This is a genomic window from Kitasatospora sp. NPDC059803, assembly GCF_042732255.1.
Taxonomy (GTDB): domain Bacteria; phylum Actinomycetota; class Actinomycetes; order Streptomycetales; family Streptomycetaceae; genus Kitasatospora.
Genome location: NZ_JBHWIJ010000001.1, coordinates 118,883 through 127,106 on the forward strand (window position 1 = coordinate 118,883; position 8,224 = coordinate 127,106).

General features: G+C 73.1%; 7 protein-coding genes. 2 read left to right on the forward strand and 5 right to left on the reverse strand.

Annotation, left to right across the window (positions count from 1 at the left end):
- Window positions 1–121 precede the first annotated feature (121 nt).
- Together ACFV6I_RS00580 and ACFV6I_RS00585 are read right to left on the reverse strand one after the other, a co-directional pair.
- Window positions 122–1,189, reverse strand: coding sequence for a hypothetical protein (locus ACFV6I_RS00580; protein ID WP_380423122.1), 1,068 nt, complete (start codon window positions 1,187–1,189; stop codon window positions 122–124).
- 230 nt (window positions 1,190–1,419) lie between these two features.
- The gene (locus tag ACFV6I_RS00585) at window positions 1,420–1,980 is read right to left on the reverse strand and encodes a hypothetical protein (RefSeq protein WP_380423123.1); all 561 of its coding nucleotides are present in this window, start codon (window positions 1,978–1,980) and stop codon (window positions 1,420–1,422) included.
- A gap of 223 nt (window positions 1,981–2,203) precedes the next feature.
- On the opposite strand from ACFV6I_RS00585, the gene ACFV6I_RS00590 reads away from it, so the two are divergent.
- The gene (locus ACFV6I_RS00590) at window positions 2,204–3,127 is read left to right on the forward strand and encodes a hypothetical protein (protein WP_380423124.1); all 924 of its coding nucleotides are present in this window, start codon (window positions 2,204–2,206) and stop codon (window positions 3,125–3,127) included.
- A 171-nt stretch (window positions 3,128–3,298) separates the two neighbouring features.
- Here ACFV6I_RS00590 and ACFV6I_RS00595 read toward each other — a convergent pair whose 3' ends face one another.
- Together ACFV6I_RS00595 and ACFV6I_RS00600 are read right to left on the reverse strand one after the other, a co-directional pair.
- Window positions 3,299–4,042: a hypothetical protein gene (locus ACFV6I_RS00595; RefSeq protein WP_380423125.1), complete on the reverse strand. Its 744-nt coding sequence runs from the start codon at window positions 4,040–4,042 to the stop codon at window positions 3,299–3,301.
- A gap of 51 nt (window positions 4,043–4,093) precedes the next feature.
- Window positions 4,094–5,404, reverse strand: coding sequence for an MFS transporter (locus ACFV6I_RS00600; protein ID WP_380423126.1), 1,311 nt, complete (start codon window positions 5,402–5,404; stop codon window positions 4,094–4,096).
- 632 nt (window positions 5,405–6,036) lie between these two features.
- Between ACFV6I_RS00600 and ACFV6I_RS00605 the strand changes: the two genes are divergently transcribed.
- Window positions 6,037–7,110, forward strand: a complete 1,074-nt coding sequence (locus tag ACFV6I_RS00605; RefSeq protein WP_380423127.1) for a hypothetical protein — start codon at window positions 6,037–6,039, stop codon at window positions 7,108–7,110.
- Window positions 7,111–7,148: 38 nt separating this feature from the next.
- Here the strand turns inward: ACFV6I_RS00605 and ACFV6I_RS00610 are convergent.
- Window positions 7,149–8,224, reverse strand: a 1,076-nt coding sequence (locus tag ACFV6I_RS00610) for a tol-pal system YbgF family protein (protein ID WP_380423128.1), incomplete at its 5' end; no start/stop codon positions are given.

Sequence of the window (8,224 nt, forward strand, 5' to 3'; positions counted from 1 at the left end):
CCCAAGGGCTGCCCAACGCGCCGGCGGGCGGCGCGGGGGGGGGGGTGGGCTGTGCGCGCGGGGGACCGGCGCGGGACACCGGGCCGAGCACACCAGGAGCAGTGCCGGTGGTCCGACCGGGCTACACGGCGGTGTCGATGACGGAGACCATGCCGAAGTGGTGGTGGGCGATGGTGAGGTCGCCCTGGGTGTCGCTGCCGGTGGGGGTGATCATGGCGGAGGAGACGGTGTACTCCCTCGGGCCGCCGCTCTGCATCAGGTAGGGGATGCCGATGGTGGCCGGGGTCTGCGGCCCGAGGGCGCCGAGCCCCGGCGGGACGGAGAGCCGGTAGACGGAGGGGATGGCGGGGTCGTTGTTCTCGTACAGCGCGGTGAGGCCGGGCGGGCGGCCCGCGGTGGGGACCTGGGTGTAGAAGGGGGTGGAGAAGGTGAAGTTCGCGGGGCTCTGGGTGCCGTCGAACAGGGTGCCGGCGCCGTTGTAGAAGTGGAACGGGATCTCGGCCGACGGACCTCCGGCGATCAGGGGGAGCTGGGGGGAGGTGAAGTAGAGGTTGGCGTTGCCGGGGGGCGGGGCGGCCAGGCTGGAGCGGACGAAGCCGAACTCCCACACGTTGCGGGTCAGATCGCTGTCCATGTCGGTGGTGTTGCTCGCGTCGGTGGTGAAGATCGCCCGGCCGATCGGGGGGATGTTGGGGGCGCCGGACAGCAGGGTGAAGGTGACCGGCACGGTCACGGCCGTGTTCGCCGGGAAGCCGTTGAACGAGACCTGGATGACGGAGGGCACGTCGGGCGCGCTGTTCTGGTACAGCCAGCGGGAGGTGCCGCCGCTGACGGACGGCAGCGCCGCGACGTTGGCGTAGAACGGGGTGATGACCTTCAGCGACACCGGTCCGGTGGCCGCGGTGCTGCTGAAGTTGCCGACCGTGACCTGCACGGTGGCCGTCCCGCCGCCCATGTAGGTGCCCGCGTCCGCCGAGCAGTACAGGTTCACGCTGTTCAGCACGTCCGGCCGACGGGTGCTGACTGCGGGGGTCGCGGACCGGTCCTCGGCTGCGGCTGTCACGGGCACGGCTGCGCCCAGGCCCACCACGGCGGCACCCAGTCCTGCGGCCCGGAGGAGGCTTCGGCGTGCCACCGGTGCTGCCCCCGGCCCGCCGGACTCGTCCTCTTCGCGGATTCCATCGACCATGTCTGCGCCTCCATCGGCACGTAGCGGTGAAGCGGGCTCCTGGCCCAACGGCTCGTACACTGACATATCGTCATGTAGCTTTTTGGTCAACGCGCTTGACGGAATCTGTTCCGTTCACCGTGCCGGAGTCAACGCGGCAAGGGTGTACGCCTTCCGAACAGTGGCCACAGGAATGGCGAGCCCCCGGGCGGCGGACGGTGCCCGGGGGCTCGAGAGCGCGTGCTGTGCGCTCAGAGCGAGGCGAGGCTGAAGTCCACCTCGTGCTTCCCGGTCAGGGCCGTCACTCCGGTGTCGCAGGAGCCGGTGATGCCGGACAGGTCGAAGCTTCCCTGGTAGCTGTTGAGGGGCAGGAGGGTGCTGGTCACGTCCGTGATGCCGGTCTCGTCGTTGGTCACCTCGCTGCCACCCGAGTTGCCCTTCTCCCCGCCCTGGAAGGAGACGGTGGTGCGGCCGAGGTCCCTGTTGTTGACGTCGTACCAGGTGAAGGTCGTCGTTCCGGAGAAGGGGTGGTAGGACAGGCAGGAGAACGTCCCGGTGCCGACCGAGGAGATCGTGCCGTGGTCGACGTTCGAGTTGGTTCCGGCGGCGCTGTAACAGTCGTCGAGAGTGCCTTCGACCGTGTAAGAGTTCGATGCCGCCGCGTCGGTCACCGGGTTCTTGAACGTCAGCGTCACCGGCCCTGAGCAGGTCAGGTCTTTCAGTACCTCCGTGGCGTGCGCGGACCCGGCCGCCCCCGGGATCGCTACGGCCAGCAACCCGCCCGCGGCCGCCGCCACCATCAGACGCCTCATCGTGTGCCCCTCTTCCTGTTCGTCGGTGTAGTGCCTTGGCGCCAAGGATCGTCGGTACTCGATCAACCGGCATTTGTGCGGCACCGTCGCACTCCGTGTCTCACCCGGACAGCGGGACGGGGCGGCCAGGTGGTCGGTGCGGGCGCCCCGCCGCGGACGGGCCGGGTCACCCGATCCCCCCTCCGGCGTCGCGGGAGGATCGTGGCCACAGCACTGTTTGAGCATGAGCTACGACGATTGGGTGACGGCCGGAGCCCGTGTGAGGCCTGCCCGCCCCCGGAGGGTGCGCGCCGCCCTCGGTTCCGGATGCCTCGCGGGGGCGCTGGTGCTGCCCGTCGGCGCAACCGCGCCCGCCCGGGACGCGACCACCCGGACCTTCACCACCGACGCCACGTTCACCGTCCCGGACGGTGTCACCGGCATCACCGTCACCCTCGTCGCGGCAGGTGCCGGGGGAGGTGGCGGGGGCGGCGGAGGTGGCACCGGCCTCTTCAAGAGCGGCGGCGGGGGCGGGGCGGGAGGCGGCGGCGGAGGAGGCGCCCGGGTCACCTGCACCCTGGCCGTCACCCCCGGCGACGTGCTGACCCTCACGGTCGGCAGCGGCGGAGCCGGTGGAGCGGGAGGCGCCAGCGGTGAGGAGGCCGACCCGGGCGTCGACGGCGCCGACGGGGGCGCCGGCGGCCGGTCCACCCTCACTGGCGGCGCAGTCGTCCTGGCAGCCGTGGACGGCGGGTCACGTCCCGGGGGTAGGGGCGGGGGCGCGGGCAGCGTGCTCGGCGGCGCCGGGGGCGAGGGAGGCCACGGCGGAGGCATCGTCCCCGCCTCCGCCTGCGAGGGCGGAGGGCCCAGCGGCACAGGCGGATCCGACGGTGACCTCGGCGCCGGTGGTGAGGAAGGCGTCGACGTGACACCGGCCACCGTCGGTCAGACCGTCCCCGGCAGCACGGGCGGCGTGGGCGGCGAAGGCGGTGCAGCGGGGGCCCATGTGCCGGCCGCCTGCCCTGTGGGCACCGGCGACGGCGGGGACGGCGGGGACGGCGGCGACGGCCAGGACTACGTCGGCAACTTCGACGACCCCCAGACCCCCGGCGAGGACGGCACCGCGGGCACCGCGGGCGGCGGAGGCTGCATCACGCTCGTCTACTAGACCAGCGGGCTGGGCCCCGGCGCCGGGTTGATCGGCGTCGGGGCCCAGTGCTTCGTCAGGCCGCCGTGTCCGGGAGGCTCGTCCTGCCCGGCCCGAGCCTGCCGGGCACCGCCCGCTCCGCAGCGAGGGGCGGGGCTTGCGGCAGCGTGGCGGTGGGGCGCCCGTTCGGGATCAGGCGTCCTGCGCGGGGACGAAGGGGACGGGCATGGGCCTGGCCGTGGGGGTGGCCGTAGGCGTGGGGGTGCCCGTAGGTGTGGCAGTGGGCGTGGGGGTGGGCGTGGCGGTGGCGGTCGGGCTGGAGGTGGAGGTCGGTGTCGGCGTGGGGGACTGCGTGCCGGTGGGCAGCGTGATGGTGACCGTCCCGTCCAGCGTCATCGACTTCAGGCCGGTCGGGGTGCTGCAGGCCGTGAGGTCGATGTTGGACTTGACCGGGTCGAGGACCACCGTCCAGGTGGCGCCCTTGTAGCGGCCCGCGGTGATGCCGCCGCTGAGGGGGTTGCTCGACTTGAGCAGGTCCTGGATCGGCTGCATGTCCCAGGTGAAGTCGGTGGTGCCCGGGTCCTCCGTGGTGGGCTGGCCGTTCGCGGTCTCCCAGGTGACGCGCTGCAGGGTGCCGGGCGCGTTCTGGTAGCTGCCGGCCGCGCAGGTCACGCCGTTGCCGAGGCCGGTCCCCACGTAGTCGGCCTGGGTGATGGGGGCGTCACCGGTGCAGTTCAGTAGTTTGGGGTTGCCGAGGGTGGCCGTGATGTTGTCCTGGGGGACGAGGGTGAGGCCGGAGCTGAAGGTCATCGTGAAGTTGTCCTCACAGGTGATGACCTGGGGCACTCCCGCGGCGGAGGTGTCGTACACGAGCAGTCCGCCGACCAGGGTGCCGGCCGCGAGGGCGGCGGCCGCGATACCGATGGGGTGCTTCATGGGGTCGTGCCTTTCTTGGGGTGGGGGAACCCGGTGGTGCTGCGGGCCGGCTCACCCGGGGAGTCCGGGGGCCGGGGCTGTGGGACGGCTCGACGGGGTGGGGAACCCGGAGCCCGAGGGCCCGGCCGCTGCGGGGGAGCCGTCGTCCTCGCCGTGGCGCGCGAGGGTGAGGAGCGCCGTGCCGCTGACCACCAGGACGGCGAGGACGTAGAGCGGGGTCACGGCCGGGGACTTGAACCAGTCGGTGGCCTCGGCGGTCAGGTAGGTGGCGAGGGTGCCGCCGAGGAGTCCGCCCAGCTGGTAGCCGACGGCGGTTCCGCTGAGGCGCACCCGGCTCGGGAAGAGCTCGGAGACCAGGGCCGCCTGGGGGGCGTACATCGCGGCGAAGCCCACCAGCGACAGCAGGTAGGCGAGCACCAGGACCGGAGGAGAGCCGAAGCGCAGCAGGGGCGCGAACGAGGAGGCCCAGACCGCCATGGTGATCGTCCCGGCCAGGCAGACCCGTCGTCTCCCGTAGCGGTCGGACAGCGCGCCGAAGAACGGGATCAGGGTGATCAACGCGAGCGGGGCGAGGAGCGAGAGCGCGATCAGGGCGTTGAGCGACAGGCCGGCGACGCGCAGCAGGGTGAGGACGTAGTTGAACGAGAAGCCGAAGAGCACGACGTCGGCTCCGGCGGTGATCGCCGTGGTGATGAGCAGCTGCCTGCGGTGCCGGGCGATCAGTTCAACGACCGGCCGCCGGCTGCGGGCCCCGGTGAGGGCGAGCGCCCGGAAGGCGGGGGTCTCCTCGATCCGCGCCCGGGCCCACAGCCCCACCACCACCAGCACGGCGGAGAGCAGGAAGGGCAGTCGCCAGCCCCAGGTCATGAACTGGGCGGGGGTCAGCGCACCGGAGACCGCCGTCATGGCCCCGAACGCCAGCAGGTTGCCCGCCGGCGCGCCGATCTGGGCCCAGCTCGACACCAGCCCCCGGCGCCCCGGTTCGGCGCACTCGTGCGCGACGACGGTGGCGGCCCCCCACGCACCGCCCAGGCCGAGCCCCTGGAGCAGGCGCAGCGTGACCAGCAGGAGGGGGGAGGCGAAGCCGATCTGGCCGTAGCCGGGCAGCAGCCCGACCAGGCCGGTGGAGGCCCCGGTCAGCAGCAGCGCGCCGACCAGGGCGGGGCGCCTGCCGTGGCGGTCGCCGAGGTGCCCGAAGAGCGCCCCGCCGACCGGCCGTGCCACCAGCGCTGCCCCGTAGAGGCCGATGCCGGTGAGCGTCGCCGCGAAGGGCGAGAGGTAGGGGAAGAACTGGTGCTTGAAGACCAGCACCGAAGCGTTGACGTAGAGGAAGAAGTCGTACCAGACGAGCGTGGTACCCATGAGGCTGACGATGACCGAGCGGCGGACATCGCGCGTCGCGAAGCGCACATCGAACTCCATTGCGTGTGACTGCCGTCACTTCTAGCAATATTCCAGCGCCGGTGGCATCGCGCCACGCAGGCCGTCGCGGGCTGGACTATTCGCGTGCGCACGGAACCTTTGCCCCGAACTCCGGGGGTTCGCCGGGGCGTCCGGCGTGACCGGTCGGAGATTGGTTCAACTCGGCTCGAAAGTAAGGGAGTTCGTGGTTCATGTGGTCGACTCGACTTCTTGTCCGAATGTGGCGTTCAGGTTAATCGTGTCGCCGGTGAATCGTCGTGCTGTGGAGTGGATTCCGGCCGTCCGACCGCCAGGACAATGCGACTTCCATTCGCATGTGGCTCACTGGCGGGTCGGATTCATGGAGATCCGACTTTCACACCCGGCCCGTCGCCCGCTCCGGCCCCCGCTGCCGTCGCCGGAGTGCTGTCGGACGCCCGTCGGCGACACCTCTGTCCACGGCGCTGTCCGCAGCTCGCCGACGCGGCTTCACCGGGCACACTCGGAAGATCACCAACGGCATCCGCGATCTTCGATCTTCGATCCTCGCCGGAGCCGAACGACGTGGCCAGCCACCCTTGGGAGGAGCCGGCATGAACCGGTCCCGGTTGACGGAGCAGTCCGACGTGGCATCGGGCCCTGACGGTCCGATCACCGTCTTGTCCGGCTACGTCCATCCGACGCGCGGACCGGTGACCTGCCCGGCGGCCCCGCTCGTGGCCGGGTGGCTCCACGAGCGCGGGTTCGCCTCCCGGATCGGTGCCGGCGGGATCCTGCCGGCGGGCCGGGGCGGGCGGCTGTTCGCCACGACCTACATCGACCTGGACGGGGCCGTGGTGGGGATCGCCGTGATCGCTCCGGCCCGCCAGGAGGCGGTGGCGGCGGAGGCCGTCCGCGTCTGGTCGGCCACGGTGCGGACCAGGCGGCTGATCGTCTGCGCGTCGGAGCCCGCGTGCGGGCCGACCCCGGTCGTCCCGTCCCAGCCCCTGAACCGGCTCGCCCCGTCCGCAGGGGGCGCGGGGCAGGCTGAGTGTCCGCGGGCGGCCGCGACGTGGGCCGCCGTCCGGCAGTACGAGGCTCGCGGGGACACCGTCCTCGTGCTCGGCGGCGGCGGTTTCGCCCCGGCTGGTCCCGCCGCGCAGCAGGCGGGCGCGCAGCAGGCGGGGCGGGTCCGGGTGGCCGACGCGGCCGGGGCGCAGGCCCTGCGGTCCGTCGATCCCGAGCGGCTGTCCTTCGTCCAGCACCCGTGCTCACCGGTCGAGGAGGTCGCGGAGATCCTCGGGGTGCTGCGCGCACGGTTCCCGCTGCTTCGAGGCCAGCACCCCGATCAGTGGTGCTACCGCTCCTCCGACCGGCGGCGCGCCGTCCGTGCGGTGGCGGAGTCCAGCGACCTGGTGCTGGTCTCCGCCGGCAGTGCCGTGGCGGCGTCGATCCGCTCCGGCACGTTCGTGGCGTTCAACGGTCTGAACGCCCTGCGGCCCGAGGAGATCGCGGCGGCGGCGACTGTCGGTGTGATCGCCCCGCTGCGGGCGGCCGAGGGCGCCGGAGACGCGACAGACGCGGTGGTCGGGGCGATCGGCGGCCTGGGGCCGGTGAGCGTGGCCTACCACCGTACGGTCACGGAGGTCGCGACCGACGTCCTCGCGCGGACTCCGCGCCGGCCCTGACGGGGAGAAGGCCCGGACGGTGCCGCGGGCGCGAATCGTCAGACGCGCCCGAGGGCGGTGGCCCGTTGGATGAGGTGGTCCGCGGCCGGCCGTCGGCGGTGGGGGAGCAGAAGCCCGGGCATCCGCGCCCTGGCCAGATGGGCCCGGCGGGAAGCCAGCAGCGGGTAGACGTCGAGGAACTCGTGCCAGGTGGCGCAGGCGGCTTCGATGTGCCCGGCCGCCAGCTGCCGTTCGGCCAGCCTGCTGAGGATGACGGCACGGGAGCGGGACTCGCCCCGGGGCCTGCGGGCGGCGGACACCTCCAGGAGCTTGATCGCCCCGGCGGGGTCGCCGAGTTCGACTCCGACGAGGGCCCGCTGGTGGTCCCACGAGGCGCGGTGGTAGTCGCCGATCGGCGGCGGCGGGCCCGTGGCGTTCGTGAGGAGGTCGCGGGCGTCGCCGATGTGGCGCAGCGCGGCCGTCCGATCGCCGACGGCGGCCTCGGACAGGGCGAGTTGCCCCAGGACGGAGGCGCGCAGCCGCGGCGCCGAGGAGCTGATGCGGCAGTCGGCGGCGGCTTGCGCCAGGCGCAGGCTCTGGCGCCGGTGGCCGAGTTCGTAGGCCTGGGTGGCCATGGCGCGCAGGGTCATCGCCTGGGCGGCCGTGTCGCCGGCGTGCCGGGCCAGGTCGAGGGCGAGGCGGTAGTACTGGCCGGCGAGGCCGTTGAGGTCGTCGTCGATGTGCATGAAGGCGCACAGGTAGCACAGTCGGGCGGTGGCTCCGAGGATGCCGAAGTGCCGGACGGGCGGGGCGGGTGCGGCGAGCATGGGCGCCGCCGTGGTCGAGAGGAACGCGGCGAGTGCGGTGCGGGCCTGGCCTCCGCCGTGGACGCGGTCGATCGCGGAGAAGACGGGCAGCAGCAGGGCGAGCGCGTCCGGCTGGGGCGGGGGCGCCTTTGCGCCCGCGGGTACCGGCGGGCCGGTCAGGGCTTCGGTCGGGCCTCCGATCGCGGCTTCGGTCGGGCCTTCGGTCAGGCCGGTCGGGCTGCCGGACGGGGCGGGCGGCGGCGGGTCGGAGAGGAGGTTCCCGAGGCGATCGGGTGCGGCGGGGCCCCGCCCGCGCCCCCCCCCCCCCC

Coding starts and splice junctions, on each gene's coding strand:
- ACFV6I_RS00590 (WP_380423124.1), top strand. CDS start 2,204: ATGAGCTACGACGATTGGGTGACGGCCGGAGCCCGTGTGAGGCCTGCC.
- ACFV6I_RS00585 (WP_380423123.1), bottom strand. CDS start 1,980: ATGAGGCGTCTGATGGTGGCGGCGGCCGCGGGCGGGTTGCTGGCCGTA.
- ACFV6I_RS00600 (WP_380423126.1), bottom strand. CDS start 5,404: ATGGGTACCACGCTCGTCTGGTACGACTTCTTCCTCTACGTCAACGCT.
- ACFV6I_RS00605 (WP_380423127.1), top strand. CDS start 6,037: ATGAACCGGTCCCGGTTGACGGAGCAGTCCGACGTGGCATCGGGCCCT.
- ACFV6I_RS00595 (WP_380423125.1), bottom strand. CDS start 4,042: ATGAAGCACCCCATCGGTATCGCGGCCGCCGCCCTCGCGGCCGGCACC.
- ACFV6I_RS00580 (WP_380423122.1), bottom strand. CDS start 1,189: ATGGTCGATGGAATCCGCGAAGAGGACGAGTCCGGCGGGCCGGGGGCA.